Below are 16,836 nucleotides of genomic sequence, written 5' to 3'. Positions count from 1 at the left end.
GGGCTTGCCCCGCGATGAATACGCCACCGATTACTCGATGAAGGTAACCACACCGCCTTCCAGCGACTTGACCCGGGCCAGCGACTCGACGCGGTAGCCCTGGCTGTCCAGCTCGGCGCGGCCGCCCTGGAACGACTTCTCGATGACGATACCCAGGCCGGCAACGGTGGCGCCGGCCTGCTTGATGATCGAGATCAGCGCCTGGGAGGCTTTGCCGTTGGCCAGGAAGTCGTCGATCACCAGCACGCGGTCGCTGCTGTTGAGGTGGCGCGGAGAGATCGCCACGGTGTTTTCGGTCTGCTTGGTGAACGAGTACACCGAGGCGGTCAGCAGGTTCTCGGTCAGGGTCAGCGACTGGTGCTTGCGCGCGAAAATCACCGGTACGCCCAGCTTCAGGCCGGTCATCACCGCCGGGGCAATGCCCGAGGCTTCGATGGTAACGATCTTGGTGACGCCCGAGTCGGCGAACAGACGGGCGAATTCGTCGCCGATCAGTTGCATCAGCGCAGGGTCGATCTGATGGTTGAGAAACGCATCGACTTTGAGAACCTGATCGGAAAGCACGATGCCTTCTTCGCGAATCTTCTGGTGCAGTGCTTCCACTGTGGTAATTCCTCGATGTAGCAAGAGTGGCCACGGCAATACGCCGCGACAAAGGTTGATTATCTAACGTTTGAGCATGGCGCGGATATCGGCCAGTGCATTATTGCCGCGAGCGGCTTTCACTTCGACAGGGGCATCGTCCAGGCCTTCCCAGGCCAGGTCGTCGTCGGGCAGCTCGTCGAGGAAGCGGCTCGGCGCACAATCGATGATCTCGCCGTACTGCTTGCGCTTGGCGGCAAAGGTGAAGGCCAGGGTCTGGCGTGCGCGGGTGATGCCCACGTAGGCCAGGCGGCGTTCTTCTTCGATCGTGTCGGCTTCGATGCTGGAACGGTGAGGAAGGATCTCTTCTTCCATACCGATGATGAACACATAGGGGAACTCCAGCCCCTTGGAGGCATGCAGGGTCATCATCTGCACGCCCTCGGCACCGTCCTCTTCCTCTTGCTGGCGCTCGAGCATGTCGCGCAGCACCAGCTTGCCGATGGCGTCCTCGATGGTCATGTCGCCGTCCTCGTCCTTCTCCAGCGTGTTTTTCAACGCGTCGATCAGGAACCAGACGTTGCCCATGCGGAAGTCCGCGGCCTTGTCGCTGGAGCTGTTGGTGCGAATCCAGGTCTCGTAGTCGATGTCCATGATCATGCTGCGCAGGGCGGCGATCGGGTCTTCCATGGCGACCTGCTCGCGGACCTTGTCCATCCAGCGCTTGAAGCGCTCCAAGCGGTCGGTGAAGCGGCTGTCCAGGTGCTCGCGCAGGCCCAGCTCCTCGCTGGCGGCATACATCGAGATCTTGCGCTCGGTGGCGTAGTTGCCGAGCTTTTCCAGGGTGGTCGAGCCGATTTCCCGGCGTGGTACGTTGATCACCCGCAGGTAGGCGTTGTCGTCGTCCGGGTTCACCAGCAGGCGGAAGTAGGCCATCAGGTCCTTCACTTCCTGGCGGCCGAAGAAGCTGTTGCCGCCGTTCATGCGGTACGGCACCTGGTGGTGCTGGAGCTTGAGCTCCATCAGCTTGGCCTGGTAGTTGCCGCGGTAAAGGATCGCGAAGTCGCTGTAGGGGCGGTCGGTACGCAGGTGCAGGCTGAGGATCTCCATGGCCACCCGCTCGCACTCGGCGTCTTCGTTCTTGCAACGGATCACGCGGATCTCGTCGCCGTGGCCCATTTCACTCCACAGCTGCTTTTCGAAGGCGTGCGGGTTGTTGGCGATCAGCACGTTGGCGCAGCGCAGGATGCGGCTGGTGGAGCGGTAGTTCTGCTCCAGCATCACCACTTTCAGCGACGGGTAGTCTTCCTTGAGCAGCATCAGGTTTTCCGGCCGCGCGCCACGCCAGGCGTAGATCGACTGGTCGTCGTCGCCGACCACGGTGAACTGGTTGCGCGTGCCGATCAGCATCTTCACCAACAGGTATTGGCTGGCGTTGGTGTCCTGGTATTCGTCCACCAGCAGGTAACGCACACGGTTCTGCCACTTTTCGAGGATGTCGGCGTGTTCCTCGAACAGCTTTACCGGCTGCAGGATGAGGTCGTCGAAGTCCACCGCATTGAACGCCTTGAGGGTGCGCTGGTAGTGCGAGTAGACGATCGCGGCCATCTGCTCCTTGGGATTGCGGGCCTTTTCCAGGGCTTCAGGCGGCAGGATCAGGTCGTTCTTCCAGGCGCCGATCATGTTCTTGATCTCGTCGACGCCGTCGTCGCCCGAGTATTCCTTCTGCATGATGTCGGTCATCAGGGCCTTGACGTCGGTCTCGTCGAAGATCGAGAAGCCCGGCTTGTAGCCCAGCCGCGCATGCTCCTTGCGGATGATGTTCAGGCCCAGGTTGTGGAAGGTCGATACGGTCAGGCCGCGTCCCTCGCCTTTGCGCAGCAGGGTACCGACCCGTTCTTTCATCTCCCGCGCGGCCTTGTTGGTGAAGGTCATGGCCACGATGTACTGCGCGCGGATCCCGCAGTTCTGGATCAGGTGCGCGATCTTGCGGGTGATCACGCTGGTTTTGCCGGAGCCGGCACCGGCGAGCACCAAAAGAGGGCCGCCGACGTAGCTCACGGCTTCTTGTTGCCGGGGATTGAGTCGGGACATGAAAAAACCGGGGTCGCTAGAAAAATAGCCGCGCATTTTAGCAGGGGTGGAAAGATTCTGCCGCGACCGTCTGACAGTGTGACGTACTGCGCGATCTAATAATTGCTGCTTTTGTAACTTTCCCGCAGGATGCGTGGCTGAAACCTGCGGGATGTCGGCAAAGGAATGGCTCGACTTTAAGTGAAAATCATTTTCACTAATGGTTTAGGATGACTGTTCTCGCCGCCCATCGTCATTTTGACTGTGTCCACGTCCTAAGGAGCCCGCTTGTCTACGCCTGTCGAACCCTTGCGTTTGCTCTTGTTGGCCGACGAGTCAGAGTGGGCGGCGGCCTTGCGCGATTGCCTGGCGCCGCTGGCGGGTAGCGTGGTGATGTTGACCGCGCCGAACTGGGAGGCAGTCGACAGCCTGTTTGCCCATGACCGCAATGCCCTGGTACTGGCCACCCCGCAACTGCAACCGGCCCCCGGGCGCTGCATATTGCCGATGGTCCTGCTGCTCGAGCACGAGCCGCCGGTGCCGCCGCCGGGCGTCAGCGACTGGCTGATCCTCGACCGCCTGAACACCGACACCCTGCGCCGCTGCCTGCGCCATGTGCGTGAGCGTGGTGTGCTGGAGGCGACCCTGCAACGCCTGGCCGAACAGGATCCGTTGACCGGCATCGCCAACCGCCAGGGCTTCCAGACCCTGCTGGCCGCGCGCCTGGCCGACAACGACGGCCGTGGCGTGGCCCTCGGCCACCTGGACCTGGACAACTTCCGCCATGCCAACGATGCCCTCGGTCATCAGGCTGGTGACCGGCTGATCCTGCAGGTGGTGGGGCGGCTCAAGAGCCAGCTGGAAGCCGGCGACCAACTGGCGCGCCTGGGCAGCGACGAATTCGCCTTGCTGATCGACACCCGCCGCGAGCCCCAGCGGGCCGAGTGGATGGCCGAACGCATCACCGAGGCGCTGGCAGAACCCTACTGGGTCGATGGCGAGAGCCTGTTGATCGGTTGCAGCCTGGGGGTGGCCCATGCCCGCGCCCAGGGCGGCGCCGACCCGTTGATGTGGCATGCGCATATCGCCATGCAACAGGCCAAGGGCACCCAGGGTTGCACCTTTCATATCTTCAACGAGCGGATCAACCGCAATGCGCGCAGTCTGGCGGACCTGGAAAGCGAACTGCGTCGGGCCCTGCGCCGCGATGAGCTGGAGCTGCACTACCAGCCGCGCCTGGACCTGGCCGACGGCCACATCGTCGGCCTGGAAGCACTGGTGCGCTGGCGCCATGCCGAACGCGGCCTGCTGCCGCCCAGCGAGTTCGTACCGCTGGCCGAGCAGAGCGGGTTGATCGTGCCCCTGGGCTACTGGGTCATCTCCCGCGCCCTGCGCGACATGCAGGCCTTGCGTGAGCGGGGCCTGGCACCGCTGCACATGGCGGTGAACCTGTCGTTCCGGCAGTTCCAGGACAGCCAGTTGCTGGCGACCCTGAGCCGCTTGATCATCGAACATGGTGTCGATGCGCGTTGGCTGGAATTCGAACTGACCGAAACCGCCGTGATGCGTCGCAACGACCTGGTCAAACAGACCATGGACGCCCTCAGTCGCCTGGGCGTGCGCTTTTCCCTGGATGATTTCGGCACCGGCTTCTCGTCATTCGTCCACCTCAACAGCCTGCCGATCACCTTGCTCAAGGTCGATCGCAGCTTTGTCGGCGGCATGGAGCAGCGCGAAGAGAACCGCAAGCTGGTGCACGCCATGATCAACCTGGCACACAACCTCAACCTCGAGGTGGTCGCCGAAGGCGTGGAAAGCCCGGAGCAGATGGACCTGCTGCGCAGTTTCAACTGCGACCAGGTCCAGGGCTTTCTGATCAGCCGACCGTTGCCTATCGATGAACTGATGGATTTCCTGCTGGCTGGTGCCCGGCCGCAATCGGCGGCCCTTTAGGCGTCATCAGGCGCTTCATCCGCCATTCGAACGCCAGGGTCAGGCTGATCGCCGCACAGGCCAGGCCCAGGGCCAGGCCCCACCACACGCCCACAGCGCCCATGCCCCAGGAGAAGGCCAGCAGCCAGGCCGCCGGGGCACCGATCACCCAGTAGCAGAACAGGCCGACCAGGAAGGTGGTCTTGGCGTCCTTGAGGCCGCGGATCGAACCCATGGCGATGGTCTGCACACCGTCGAACAGCTCGAACCAGGCGGCGACCATCAGCAGGCTCACGGCCAGCTGGATGACATCGGCGAAGGCCGGGTCGTCATGGTCGAGGAACAGCCCCACCAGCGGCTCCGGCAGCAGCCAGAACAGTATCGCGAAGGCCAGCATCATCGAGGCGCCAAAGCCGATCCCGACCCGTCCGGCATGCCGCGCGCCGGGCAGATCACCGCCGCCGTAGTAGAGCCCGACGCGCATGGTCACGGCATAGGACAACCCGGCGGGGATCATGAACGCGGTGGAGACGATCTGCAGGGCGATCTGGTGGGCCGCGAGTTCGGTGCTGCCCAGCACCCCCATGCACAGGGCGGCGAAGGCGAACAGGCCGACTTCCACGGTGTAGGTGCCGCCGATCGGCAGGCCCAGGCGCCACAGTTCACGCAAGGCCGCCCACGACGGGCGGCTCAGGCCCTGGCGGATCGGATAGGGGTTGTAGGCCGGGTGCCAGCGGATGTACAGGGCCATGGCCACCGCCATGCAGTTGGCAACGATCGCCGTCACCAGGCCGATACCGACCAGGCCCAGCTTGGGCAGGCCGAACATGCCTTCGATCAGGGCATAGTTGAGCAGGAAGTTGGCCACGGTGCCGACCAGGCTGATCACCATGACCGGCGCCGAGCGGCCCAGGGCGCTGGTGAAGCCGCGCAGGGCCATGAAGCTCAGGTAGCCGGGCAGGGCGAAGGGCAATAGCAGCAGGAACTGGCCGGCCGCCTGGACGTTGTCCGGGCTTTGGCCGAGCAGCAACAGCACCGGCTCCAGGTTCCACAGCACCAGGGCCGCCACCAGCGCCATCGCCCAGGCCAGCCACAGCCCGGCCTGGGTCAGGCGGGCGGCGCCCAGGGTATCGCCGGCGCCCTTGCGAATCGCCACCAGGGTCCCGACCGCGGCAATCACGCCCAGGCAGAAAATCGATACGAACGAATAGCTGGCCGCGCCCAGGCCGCCACCGGCCAGGGCCTGGGGGCTGATGCGGGCCATCATCAGGGTGTCGGTCAGCACCATCAGCATGTGCGCCAGCTGCGAGGCGATCAGGGGACCGGCCAGGCGCAGAAGGGCCTTGAGTTCATGAGTGGGTGCGGCCTGCATTGAATCGTCCTTTTTCTGACACGACATGGGTGAAAGTCTTGGATTCTCGCCCTTTGCAGAGTTATCCACAAAAGGATAATAACGATCGTTGGCATGATTAAAACTCATGCAGGTATGATCATCTACATCGTTGTGGAGGAGCGCCCATGTCTCGTCGTTTACCGCCGTTATATGCGTTGAGAGCCTTCGAAGCGGCTGCCAGGCACAGCTCCTTCACCCGCGCCGGGGATGAGTTATCGATCACCCAGAGCGCGGTCAGCCGGCATATTCGCACCCTCGAAGAGCACTTTGCCTGCCGTCTGTTCGTGCGCAATGGCCGCAGCTTGCAGCTGACCGAAGCCGCCCGTCTGCTGCTGCCCGGCGTGCGCGAGGGCTTTGCCGCGCTGGAGCGCGCCTGCAATACCCTGCGTAGCGAAGATGACATTTTGCGCATGAAGGCCCCTTCGACCCTGACCATGCGCTGGTTGCTGGCCCGGCTCAGTCGCTTTCGCCACCTGCAACCGGGCAATGAGGTGCAACTGACCAGCGCCTGGATGGACGTCGACCATGTCGATTTCAATCACGAACCTTTCGACTGCGCGGTGCTGCTCGGTGACGGGCACTTTCCACCGGACTGGGAAGTGGCCCGGTTGTTTTCCGAGTTGCTGATCCCGGTCGGTGCGCCCGAGCTGCTGGCCGAAGGGCCCTGGGATGCCCGGCGCCTGGCCGGTGTCGAATTGCTCCATCCGACCCCGGACAAACGCGACTGGCGCAGCTGGCTGGCACGTATGGGCCTGACCGACAAGGTCTCGCTCAAGGGCGGGCAGGTGTTCGACACCCTGGAGTTGGGCATGATCGCCGCGGCGCGGGGATATGGGGTGTCCATGGGCGATTTGCTGATGGTGGCCGAAGACGTGGCCCAGGGGCGCTTGAGCCTGCCCTGGCCGACGGCGGTGGCCAGTGGCCTGGATTACTATCTGGTGTGGCCCAAGACCCGGCCGGGCGGAGAGCGGCTGCGGCGGTTGAGTGATTTTCTGCAGGGGGAGGCGGATGCGATGGCGTTGCCCAAGGTTGAGATTCTAGGGTGTTCCTGAGATCGCTATCGCGGGGCAAGTCGAGTCGTCGCACCGCCGCTCCCACGGTGGGAGCGGGCTTGCCCCGCGATGAGGCCCTTACAGCCCAGGCACACCCAACGCTTGGGCACAGGCCTGCAACGACCGCTGCTCGCTCTGCGCATACAACGCCAGCTCATCCTGCACCGACTTGCCCAGCGCCTGTTCGAAGGCATCGCGATTGTCATTGCTGCCGTATTCGCTCTGGGCATCATCACCCAGGTTGGACTGGAAGATCCCTGCGGCACTGACCGGCAGGAAGTCTTCGTACACCAGTGCCTCGAAGTGCACATGTCCGGCGTCGATCAGACCCTGCAATGAAGTCGGGCGCTGGCTATCGCCGCGCGCTGCCAACCCGCGCTCGGTCGGGAAGTAGCGGAAGTACGCCAGGCCCTGTTCACGCATCTGCGCCAGGTCATCCGGGAAGGCCTGGAAGCTGTCCTTGAGCAGGCTCATGTAGCGGTCGGCGTTGGCCTCGGCCGGTACGCCACCCAGTGCAGCGCGGGCGGCATCGAGCAACTGGTCGTAGCGCTGGCGGCCTTTAGGGGTAAGCGCCGCACCACGCTGTTCGATTTCACCGAAGCGCGCGGTGTGACTACCACCGGCGGCGCCCTGTTGATCGCTGAACGCGACTTTTTCCTGCAGCGCCTTGAAGCTGGTCTGACGCAGCAGGATCGGGTGGCGACGAGGTGGCGGTCCTTCGATCACGGCCTTGGGTGGGATGCCCTTGGCCGGCATGCCGAGCTGGATGGCATCGATGTCCAGGGTGCGAGGCGTCAGGTGGTTGATGTGCGGGCCCTTGAAGGCCACCACATCGGCGATCAGGCGATGCTGGTCGTGCAGTTGCTGGTACTGCTCGGCGCTGACGGTCGCGTCCTGGTGCCAGCGGAAGGTGTGCAGGGCTTCGTCGACGAAAGTGTTGGCATCATTGGCGTTCAGGCCGCCATCACGTTCGAACTGCTGGATAAGCTCCAGTGCGCGCGGAGTGAAGATCTGCCGTTTGGCAAGGATCGTTCGCGCCAGTTCACGCAAGGCCGGGTTATCGATCAGTTCCAGGCGCAACAGCGAGGTGAAGACCCGGAACGGGCTGATGTGCAGCGATTGTTCGTGCACGGCACGAAAGGCGGTGGAGTGCACCGGCACGCCGGCCGAGCTGAGGTCGTAGTAGCCCACCGGCTGCATGCCCATCACGGCGAACAGGCGGGCGATGGTGGCCAGTTCTTCGGCCGTGCCGACGCGGATGGCGCCGTGGCGCTCCTGGTCCAGGCGCTCGATTTCGCCGGTCCAGCGCAGGGCCTGGGCCACCTCGGGCTGCTCGGCCATGACCTGCTGGTTGATCTCGCTCACCAGCGACAACAGCGTGCCGTAGAGTGGCACTTCTTGCTTGTACATGAGCGACATGGCGGCCGAGAACTGCGCGCGAATGCTGTCCGGGCTGACGAAATCTTGAGCGGGCATCGAAAGCTTCCTGGTGAGTGGGCACCCCTACATGAAAGCGAGGAATGCAGCGCTCCCGCAAGCGAAAAAAAGTCGATCAGTCATTCCGTTATTTCTTGATCTGCGGGCGCCAGTTCCGCCGCGATCCAGTCGACCAGGGCGCGCACCTTGGGGACTTCCGCCGCATGTTCGGCAAATGCCAGGAAATGCGCGCCGTTGCTGCGCATGCTGTGCTGCCAGGGCACGATCAACTTGCCTTCGGCCAGTTCCTGGGCCACCAGGTAGCGCGGCACCAGGGCCACGCCGCAACCGGCCTGGGCGGCGCTCAGGCTCATATAGAAGGTGTCGAAGCGTGGCCCGTGGTAGCTGTGGGCCGAATGCAGGCCCTGTTCGAGAAACCATTCGTGCCAGGCTTCGGGACGCGAGGTGCTTTGCAGCAGCACCAGCTCGGACAGCTCGCTGGCGTCCTTGAGGGTACGGCCCTGCAACAGCTCTGGCGCGCAGACGGGCAGTACCTCCTCGCCGAACAGCTCGACACAGGTAGCCCCCGGCCAGGTGCCCTGGCCGAAGAAGAACACCACGTCGGCCTTGCCCTGCAACAGGGCGAAGGGCTCCATTTCGTTGCGGATGTCCAGGTGGATGTTCGGGTGGCGCTTGCCGAAGCCCTTGAGGTGCGGAATCAGCCAGCGCACGCCGAAACTCGGTTGGGTGGCGACCTTCAGTACTTCGGTCTGCTGGCCATAGGAAAGGATGTAGCGGCTGGACATGTCGACCTGGGTGAGAATCTTGTTGACCTCGGCCAGGTACAGGGCGCCTGCTGGTGTCAGTTGCAGGCGACGGCGGATGCGCAGGAACAGGTGATGGCGAAGCATCTCCTCCAGCTGCGCGACCTGCTTGCTCACCGCACTCTGGGTCAGGTGCAGTTCCTCGGCGGCGCGGGTGAAGCTCAGGTGCCGGGCGGCGGCCTCGAAACACTGCAGGGCGGCCATCGAGGGCACCAGACGTTTGGACATAGCGGTCTCTGAACAGGTGGATCATTACCTGGCGGAATGATATGCAGAATAAAGGTCGTTTGTTGCGCCAGAGTGATCGGATTAATACTGATCCCGATCACTAATTCAACCACTCATCGCATGCAGGAGAAGAAAATGGTTGATGGACTGCTTGACCGCCTCGGTGTCCCGGCCAGTGCCTACACCCAGGGCAACCATCCCGTTCACACCCCGATCGATGGCAGCGCGATTGCCTCGGTGCACCTGGAAAGCAAAGCCCAGGTCGTAGCCAAGATCGACAAGGCCGAGCAGGCATTCCAGGCCTGGCGCAATGTTCCGGCCCCCCGTCGCGGTGAGTTGATTCGCCTGTTCGGCGAAGTACTGCGCGAATACAAGGCCGAGCTGGGCGAACTGGTCTCCATCGAAGCCGGCAAGATCACCCAGGAAGGCCTGGGCGAAGTGCAGGAAATGATCGACATCTGCGACTTCGCCGTCGGCCTGTCGCGCCAGCTGTACGGTCTGACCATCGCCTCCGAGCGTCCGGGCCACCACATGCGTGAAACCTGGCACCCGCTGGGTGTGGTCGGGGTGATCAGCGCCTTCAACTTCCCGGTTGCGGTCTGGGCCTGGAACACCTCGCTGGCCCTGGTCTGCGGCAATGCCGTGGTGTGGAAACCGTCGGAGAAGACCCCGCTCACCGCCCTGGCGTGCCAGGCCCTGTTCGAAAAGGCCCTGAAAGCCTTCGGTGACGCGCCAGAAGGCCTGAGCCAGCTGATCATCGGTGACCGTGACGCCGGCGAAGCCCTGGTCGATGACCCGCGTGTACCGCTGGTCAGCGCTACCGGCAGCACCCGCATGGGCCGTGAAGTCGGTCCGCGTGTGGCCGCCCGCTTTGGCCGCAGCATCCTCGAACTGGGTGGCAACAACGCCATGATCCTGGCGCCGAGCGCCGACCTGGACCTGGCCGTGCGCGGCATCCTGTTCAGCGCCGTCGGCACCGCCGGCCAGCGTTGCACCACCCTGCGCCGCCTGATCGTGCACCGTTCGATCAAGGACGAGGTGGTGGCCCGGGTCAAGGCTGCCTACGCCAAGGTACGTATTGGCGACCCACGCAAGGAAAACCTGGTCGGCCCGCTGATCGACAAGCTGTCGTTCAACGCCATGCAGGATGCCCTGGCCCGTGCCCGCGACGAAGGCGGCCAGGTGTTCGGTGGCGAGCGCCAACTGCAGGATCAGTACCCGAACGCCTACTACGTGGCCCCGTCCATCGTCGAAATGCCGGCCCAGAGCGCGGTGGTGCGTCACGAGACCTTCGCCCCGATCCTCTATGTGCTGGCCTACGACGACTTCGAAGAAGCCCTGCGCCTGAACAACGAAGTGCCACAAGGCCTGTCCTCGTGCATCTTCACCACCGACCTGCGTGAGGCCGAGCGCTTCCAGAGCGCCTCGGGCAGCGACTGCGGCATCGCCAACGTCAACATCGGCACCAGTGGTGCGGAGATCGGTGGCGCCTTCGGTGGCGAGAAGGAGACCGGAGGTGGTCGCGAGTCGGGTTCCGATTCCTGGAAGGCCTATATGCGCCGGCAGACCAACACGGTTAACTACTCCCGTGAGCTGCCGCTGGCCCAGGGGATTGTGTTCGACTGATACGCGCGTCGAAGTCATCGCGGGGCAAGCCCGCTCCTACAGCCCGTAGGAGCGGGCTTGCCCCGCGATTGGGCCCACCACCGAACAAGAACAATGAAGGAAGCCAGCCATGCCAGAGCTGCGTCAACAATGTCTGTGGGAACACGTCACCAGGCTCGCCACTCCGGTGCAAACGCTGGCCACCGAACTCAAGGCCGACGTCTGCGTCATCGGCGGCGGCATCACCGGCCTGAGCGCCGCGCTGCACCTGCTGGAGCAGGGCAAGTCGGTCATCCTGCTGGAAGCCTGGAAGATCGGTCATGGCGGCTCCGGCCGTAACGTCGGCCTGGTCAACGCCGGCACCTGGATTCGTCCCGACGACGTCGAGGCCACCCTTGGCCAGCAACAGGGCAGCCGCCTGAACAAGGTGCTGGGCGAAGCGCCGGCCGAAGTGTTCGCCACCATCAAGCGCCTGGGTATCGAGTGCCAGGCTCACAACACCGGCACCCTGCACATGGCCCACAACGCCACGGGCGTGGCCGACCTCGAAGCCCGTCACCAGCAGTGGAGCCGTCGCGGCGCCGATGTCGAACTGCTCACCGGTGCGCGCTGCGAGGAATACTGCGGTACCGACAAGATTTCCGCCGCGCTGCTCGACCGCCGCGCCGGCACCATCAACCCCATGGCCTACACCCAGGGCCTGGCCGCCGCCGTTGCGCGCCTGGGCGGGCAGATCTTCCAGCAATCGGCTGTCCAAGGGCTGGAACGTGAAGGCCGTGGCTGGCGGGTGAAGACCGCCAAGGGCTCGGTCAGCGCCGAGAAGGTGGTGATCTCCACCGGCGCCTACACCGAAGGCGACTGGACCACCCTGCAGAAACATTTCTTCCGCGGTTACTACTACCAGGTCGCCTCGACACCGTTGCACGGCACGGCTGCCGACAACGTGCTCAAGCACGGCCAAGGCTCCTGGGACACGCGCACGGTACTCAGCAGCATTCGCCGCGATGACGAGGGCCGCCTGCTGCTCGGCAGCTTGGGTCGGGTCGACAACAAGCCGAGCTGGTTCATCCGCAGTTGGGCCGACCGCATCCAGAACCACTACTTCCCGCAACTGGGCAAGGTCGAGTGGGAAATGCACTGGACCGGCTGCATCGACTTCACCCCCGATCACCTGATGCGCCTGTTCGAGCCGGCCCCGGGGCTGGTGGCCGTGACCGGCTACAACGGTCGCGGCAACACCACCGGCACGGTGATTGGCAAGGCCTTTGCCCAGTTCCTGCTGCAGGACAACCCGGATGCCTTGCCGATTCCGTTCTCGGCGATGAAACCGGTGTCGGCCCCGGCGCTGCGCACCGGCTTCTACGAAACCGGGTTCTCGCTGTATCACGCCGGGCAGTGCTTGCGCGTGGTGCTGTAAGCGTTACTTGTGCAGCCAGCTGAGAAAGCCGCCTTTCTTGATGGCTGCCGGTTTTTGCTCCAGCAGCGACTGCCGGGTTTGCTGGCGGATACGTTGCAGCTTGATCAGCGCGGTCTTGACCTCGCCGCGCTGTTCCAGGCAGCTGCGCACTTGGGCCTTGTCGATGCGGTAGAGGATGCAACTGGTCAAGGTGCGGAACTCGGCGCTGGAATCGTCGGCTTCCAACAGGCCTTCCAGACCGAGGATCTCGGCGGGGCCCATGCGTCCGGCCTCGATCAGCTTGTCGCCATCGCGAATGTTGGCTGACACCACGCCGGTGCCGATCACCAGCAGATAGTCCGAACTGTCGCCCACGCCCAGGATCACCTGGTCGACCAGGTATTCCACGGCCGTCATGCGCTGGCTGAGGTTGTCTTTTTCCTCGTTGCTCAGCGAGCGGAAGATCCGCACATCCTCCAGCAGTGCGCGTTGCCGGCTCCAGGCCTGGGGCGGCAGGGTGTCGCTGTTCCAGACCACGCCTGCCGCCTCCAGGTGGCGGTGGGCGAGGTCGAACATGTGGTTGCGTACCTCGGCCTTCTGGCCCATGGCGCTGACGAAACCACTGGCCTCATACTCGACCGATTCGAGGGTCGAGCTCTTGATGGTCACCTTGGGGGCCGGGTTGGCCAGCAGCACTCGGGTGCCCTGCAGGGTTTTTTCCAGGGCGTCGAATACCCGGCGCGGGCGCACTTTGGCCGGCACCACCACAGTGATGGAGACGCCATGTACATCGTTCGGCTGGCTGAAATTGAGCAGCTTGGCCTTGGCCGCCACCGAGTTGGGAATCACCGCCATGCTGCCGTTGCTGGTCAGCAGCCGGGTGGCGCGCCAGTCGATCTCGATCACCTTGCCTTCGGTGCCGTCGATGCTGATCGAGTCGCCGAGTTGATAGGGCCGGGTGGTGTTGAGGACGATGCCGGAAAATACATCGCTCAGGGTGCTTTGCAGGGCCAGGCCGATGACGATGGCCATGACCCCGGAGGTGGCCAGCAGCCCCTTGACCGGTAGCTGCAGGACATAGGCGGCTGCGGCCACCATGGCGACCAGGAAGATCAACGCCCCCAGCACGTCCTGCAGCAACCGCCCGGTATGGCCGTTGCGTGCGCCGAGGATCACGCCGATGAGGATGGTCATGGTGCGCGCACCGAATAGCCACCAGCCAATGCCCAGCGCGGTCGCCAGCAGGTTGCGCGGCACGTCATCGACCCAGGGGGCCGGTTGCAGCGGGCTGATTCCGGCATTGATCAGCACCCAGGTGAACAGGGCGAATGCCAGCGTCCGGGTGACGATGCGCCAGGGGCGACGGTGGACCGGGATCAGTTGCCAGAGGGTGATATCGATGATGATCAGCGAGATGCCGATCAGCAGCGGGTAATTCTCGAAGAACGCGAACATGCCGGACTCGCAACAATGGGCTGTTGCTAGTAAAGAGCAGGTTGGCGGTAATTACTACTGGCTTGCAGAGGGGAGCGGCTCACGAGCGTGGCGTGAGCCGCGAGGACGATCAGAACATCACGTAGACGCTGGCGCTGGTCTGGTCCAGGTCGATGTCGCCGACCTGCAGCACTTCCTGCTCCAGGCGCACGCCGATGTTGCGGAAGACGTCCACCTCGACACCCAGGCCGTAGGTCAGGTCCAGGTCGCTGCTGTCGCCGGCGATATCCCGGTCGGCATCCCAGGCGTGGACACCGGCGCTGGCAAACAGGCGCACACGCTTGCCGACCGGTACACCGAAGTGGGCAGTGGCCTGCAGCGAGTGACCCTCGAAGTTGCCGTACTTGCTGTCGAAGTTACCCAGGTCTACCCAGGCACCTTCCACGGCCAGGTAAGGGTTCAGCCGGTAGCCGACGAAAGCCTTGTAGGCGTTGTCGTCATCGCTGATCTGATGGTCGTCGATTTCCACCCGGGTCAAACCACCGCCCAGGTACAGGCCGCGATCATCTGCCATGGCGCTGAAGGAGCTGCATACAACGAGAGCCGCTACAAACTGCTTTGCAAGTTTCATTTTTCTTCCATTGTCATTTGATTTAGTCGGGGGATGGCCGGGTCAGGCCGCACCCTTGGGCTGGAATTCCCTGTCCAGGCGTTCGCGAATCAGTCGCGCCACGGTATCCAGGGCGGGGTAGATGTCCTCGACGGCGGGGCCCTTGTCCTGGTCGATGTTCTTGCCGCTGGTCCGGTCCACGGCACGGATGAGGGTTTCACCGCTCAAGCTGTCGCTGACAGTGCTCTTGAAGAACAGGTACGGGGTTTCGTCGCGCACGCCGGTTGCATGCAGGGACAGGCCGACCAGCATGCCGATGGGGATGTATTCCGTGACGTTGGGATCACGGGGCGCGCGTTCGATATCGGTAATCGAAACTTGCAGCGTCAGCGCCCCTTTAACAGGCTTGTCGACCAGGCGATAACCGGCTGTGGTCAGTTGTTTTTTCAACTCGTTGCGAAAGTGCAAGCGCAGTTTGTTTGCATCGTCTGAAAAGTTGGCAAGTCGAGGATCGTTACTGTCGAATGAAAAGGTTTTCGGCAAGTTGATCATCACCACCTTGCCATGGTCTTTCGACAAGGGCGTGGAGGACTTTTTCCAGGCAATAGCGCCGTCATCATGTTCAATGATGTGGAGCTGTGCGCTGGGTTGCACTTCGGGCGTGATCGCCGTGTCGATGCTGGGGGCCATCGAACAACCGAAGAGGCTCATCGAGAGCAAAAGAACGGAAAGCTTTTTAAGAGGCATGAAAATTCCTGAGGTCGTCACCTTGCGAGCGGCGCGGCGCCACTCTGGGCTGCGAGCGAGGAAAACAGGAATCAAAAATCGTTATTTATGCCCCGCTGCGTGGCGCTGGCGGGGCTCAAGGGTTCATGCAGCGCAAGCGATCGAGCTCAAGCAGGTAATAGCACAGCGCATCCGTGTCGGTCGGGATGACGGCCAGGGTCAGGATCGAGCCCAACCTGAAGTACTGGCGAGAAAACAGCAATTCCGCGTTATGGCTGACATCAAAGAGCTCTTCACGGGTGCTGGCCTGAATGTCTTCGACCTTCACTTTCATTTGCCAGCGTGAGGTGTCGACCAGTGATATACCCACGGCGGCGTGCCGTTCGCTGTCCCCCATGCGCTCAAGCAGACTGATGACAGCGCTGGGCTCGCTGATGGTCAGACCTTCCTTGGCGACCATGATGTCGTGGCCCATGTAGTGATTCGCCTCGGATCGATAGGGCTGGCTATTGATGTAGGGGCGGGGAAGCGTGATAGAGAAGATTGCCAGGCAAGCCAGTAAAATCGACGCGATAATTGCCCAGTGAATGCACAGGGTTCGATTAGTGTTCATCATTCACCACCCATGCACTTTTTGAGCATGCCGATGATGCGCTCATCATCAAACTGGAATTCAACGTTGTAAGCGCCGCCTGTTTGCCTGATACAGGACAAGTTGATGCGTGTGCCGGTTCTGCTGATAAAAACCTGACCATTGAGATTTTGTTCGGATAGGCCGAGCGTTAATAAATCAGACTTGAGTGTTTTCACGTCATGCTCGCTTTTGCCTACTGCTGAAATCGACAGCTCGCCTTGTCGGATCGTGGCAATGTGCAAATCATTGGTTGGCGCATACCAGCTGTACAGCCGCCATAGCGACAGCAGCGAGCACACGACCGCCAGCAGGTAGCCGAGCCGGACCAGGGTGCCGATGCCTTGCTTGCTGGCAGCCTGGACCACGGGCGGTTGTACGGACGCAGGCGCTTGTTCCTGAGGTGTTTGCGCGACTTCCGGGGCAGATAGCAGGTAGTCGCTGTTGAAGCGATAGCCCCGTCGCGGGACGGTGATCAGGATTTCGTGATCTTTGCTGTCGCCGAGCAGGTTCCTGAGCATGAAGATGGACTGGTTCAGGCTGCCTGCCGAGACGACCCGGCCTTCCCAGGCGTACGCCAGTATGTCCTCGCGAGAGCAGATCGCCCCCGGGTCCATCAATAGAAGTTCCAGGGCCCGTGAATCCGCGCGCGCCAGGGTAATCTCCTCCGGCGAGCCTTGTGTATCGGTGATGATGATCTTGCAGTGCTCGGAATTAAACTCTACAAGGGCGCTGTTTTTGAGTCGAAAATGATAGAGCATCAAACATTACGCGCGTTGTGGAATGCCCGGCTATTATAGTGTTCGGCGACAATGAAGCAAGTTGACGGGCGGTGCTTGTTGTTGTGCGTGAGTATTAATAGAATAATTGCCAGCATATATTTCAATGTTGAAATATATGCACTACTAGTTGAAATATTTGCTGGCTAGTTGCA

Annotated in this window: 14 protein-coding genes; 4 read left to right on the top strand and 10 right to left on the bottom strand. The window is 62.7% G+C overall.

All coding sequences use genetic code 11. The features are described from left to right. Nucleotides 1-30 precede the first annotated feature (30 nt). Nucleotides 31-603 (bottom strand): xanthine phosphoribosyltransferase, encoded by a 573-nt coding sequence (gene xpt, locus M2D63_RS03690; protein ID WP_028689919.1) that lies wholly within the window; start codon nt 601-603, stop codon nt 31-33. 63 nt (nt 604-666) lie between these two features. Next, nucleotides 667-2,676, bottom strand: a complete 2,010-nt coding sequence (rep, locus tag M2D63_RS03685; protein ID WP_285861447.1) for a DNA helicase Rep — start codon at nt 2,674-2,676, stop codon at nt 667-669. Nucleotides 2,677-2,943: 267 nt separating this feature from the next. Here rep and M2D63_RS03680 point away from each other — a divergent pair, with 267 nt between their 5' ends. Beyond that, nucleotides 2,944-4,608 carry a bifunctional diguanylate cyclase/phosphodiesterase gene (locus tag M2D63_RS03680; RefSeq protein WP_285861446.1) on the top strand — a complete coding sequence of 555 codons (1,665 nt, stop codon included), beginning with the start codon at nt 2,944-2,946 and terminating at the stop codon, nt 4,606-4,608. Here M2D63_RS03680 and M2D63_RS03675 read toward each other — a convergent pair. Continuing rightward, the gene (locus M2D63_RS03675; RefSeq protein ID WP_285861445.1) at nt 4,547-5,959 is read right to left on the bottom strand and encodes a NorM family multidrug efflux MATE transporter; all 1,413 of its coding nucleotides are present in this window, start codon (nt 5,957-5,959) and stop codon (nt 4,547-4,549) included. The genes M2D63_RS03680 and M2D63_RS03675 overlap by 62 nt on opposite strands. A gap of 146 nt (nt 5,960-6,105) precedes the next feature. Between M2D63_RS03675 and M2D63_RS03670 the strand changes: the two genes are divergently transcribed. Then, nucleotides 6,106-7,032: a LysR substrate-binding domain-containing protein gene (locus M2D63_RS03670; RefSeq protein ID WP_285861444.1), complete on the top strand. Its 927-nt coding sequence runs from the start codon at nt 6,106-6,108 to the stop codon at nt 7,030-7,032. Between the two features lie 78 nt (nt 7,033-7,110). Here M2D63_RS03670 and M2D63_RS03665 read toward each other — a convergent pair whose 3' ends face one another. Both M2D63_RS03665 and gcvA read right to left on the bottom strand, forming a co-directional pair. After that, nucleotides 7,111-8,508, bottom strand: coding sequence for a VOC family protein (locus M2D63_RS03665; RefSeq protein ID WP_285861443.1), 1,398 nt, complete (start codon nt 8,506-8,508; stop codon nt 7,111-7,113). A gap of 80 nt (nt 8,509-8,588) precedes the next feature. Beyond that, nucleotides 8,589-9,500 (bottom strand): transcriptional regulator GcvA, encoded by a 912-nt coding sequence (gene gcvA / locus M2D63_RS03660; protein ID WP_285861442.1) that lies wholly within the window; start codon nt 9,498-9,500, stop codon nt 8,589-8,591. 135 nt (nt 9,501-9,635) lie between these two features. Between gcvA and M2D63_RS03655 the strand changes: the two genes are divergently transcribed. Both M2D63_RS03655 and M2D63_RS03650 read left to right on the top strand, forming a co-directional pair. Further along, nucleotides 9,636-11,126 (top strand): aldehyde dehydrogenase family protein, encoded by a 1,491-nt coding sequence (locus M2D63_RS03655; protein WP_285861441.1) that lies wholly within the window; start codon nt 9,636-9,638, stop codon nt 11,124-11,126. A gap of 109 nt (nt 11,127-11,235) precedes the next feature. After that, nucleotides 11,236-12,522 carry an FAD-binding oxidoreductase gene (locus M2D63_RS03650; protein ID WP_285861440.1) on the top strand — a complete coding sequence of 429 codons (1,287 nt, stop codon included), beginning with the start codon at nt 11,236-11,238 and terminating at the stop codon, nt 12,520-12,522. Between the two features lie 3 nt (nt 12,523-12,525). Here the strand turns inward: M2D63_RS03650 and M2D63_RS03645 are convergent, their stop codons facing one another. The 5 genes from M2D63_RS03645 to M2D63_RS03625 all read right to left on the bottom strand — a co-directional run bounded on the left by M2D63_RS03645 (nt 12,526) and on the right by M2D63_RS03625 (nt 16,663). Further along, nucleotides 12,526-13,956, bottom strand: a complete 1,431-nt coding sequence (locus M2D63_RS03645) for a mechanosensitive ion channel family protein (RefSeq protein ID WP_285861439.1) — start codon at nt 13,954-13,956, stop codon at nt 12,526-12,528. A 109-nt stretch (nt 13,957-14,065) separates the two neighbouring features. Then, nucleotides 14,066-14,566 (bottom strand): porin family protein, encoded by a 501-nt coding sequence (locus tag M2D63_RS03640; RefSeq protein ID WP_285861438.1) that lies wholly within the window; start codon nt 14,564-14,566, stop codon nt 14,066-14,068. Nucleotides 14,567-14,608: 42 nt separating this feature from the next. Then, nucleotides 14,609-15,292 (bottom strand): DUF3313 family protein, encoded by a 684-nt coding sequence (locus M2D63_RS03635; protein ID WP_285861437.1) that lies wholly within the window; start codon nt 15,290-15,292, stop codon nt 14,609-14,611. Nucleotides 15,293-15,407: 115 nt separating this feature from the next. Beyond that, the gene (locus M2D63_RS03630) at nt 15,408-15,884 is read right to left on the bottom strand and encodes a hypothetical protein (protein WP_285861436.1); all 477 of its coding nucleotides are present in this window, start codon (nt 15,882-15,884) and stop codon (nt 15,408-15,410) included. Beyond that, nucleotides 15,884-16,663 (bottom strand): winged helix-turn-helix domain-containing protein, encoded by a 780-nt coding sequence (locus M2D63_RS03625; RefSeq protein WP_285861435.1) that lies wholly within the window; start codon nt 16,661-16,663, stop codon nt 15,884-15,886. The genes M2D63_RS03630 and M2D63_RS03625 overlap by 1 nt, the downstream gene beginning before the upstream one ends. Nucleotides 16,664-16,836: the final 173 nt, after the last annotated feature.

This window comes from Pseudomonas sp. BJa5 (assembly GCF_030272875.2).
GTDB lineage: Bacteria > Pseudomonadota > Gammaproteobacteria > Pseudomonadales > Pseudomonadaceae > Aquipseudomonas.
Note: the sequence above shows the minus strand (reverse complement) of the source record. Positions and strands in the feature narration are given on the sequence as shown.